Genomic DNA, 562 nt, shown 5'->3' on the forward strand with positions numbered 1-562 from the left:
GCCAAGATGACGACAGCTCTCCTCGACCGCTTGACCCACCGTTGCCATATCCTGAAAACCGGTAACGACAGCTTCCGCTTCAAGGCCAGCTCGGCCGCAGCGGCACAGAAAAGAGGAGAAAAGCCCAGCCCATTGACCAAAGCCTGATCAGAAAACCATACTTAGAGGTGGCTCACTTCTCGGTGGAAAAACCGGCTCAGTTCCGCGTGCAAACCAACAATCATCCGTTACAAACGTCGTTACACAACGGGTGACTTGGGATGGTTCGAAAGCTGCAAGGCTTCCTCAATCGTGATGGCCGCTATTTCGCGCGGCTGGTGATCCCGAAAGAGCTTCGCCCCTTCCTCGACAACAAGACCGAATTGCGTGAGGCGTTTGGCCTGACCGGGCTATTGCCAAGAATGCCGTCAACATGGCGATGGCGCGCCTATAGACGAAGGTCGCGGTCGCAGAACGACGGAAGCAGATCGCAAGCGGGGAACCCATGGTCTGACCCCATTGGGTGGTCCGGTTTCAGTCTTAGTGCATGATCGGCTTTTCAACCATCGCCTGTGCCGATGAT

Annotated in this window: 1 protein-coding gene; it reads left to right on the plus strand. The window is 55.9% G+C overall.

Annotation, left to right across the window (positions count from 1 at the left end; translation table 11 throughout):
* A partial coding sequence (locus tag ACEVQ6_RS23675) for an ATP-binding protein (protein ID WP_374891494.1) occupies positions 1-147 on the plus strand: 147 nt, incomplete at its 5' end.
* Positions 148-562: the final 415 nt, after the last annotated feature.

Source organism: Ensifer soli (assembly GCF_041928815.1).
Classification (GTDB): Bacteria; Pseudomonadota; Alphaproteobacteria; order Rhizobiales; family Rhizobiaceae; genus JBHFEI01.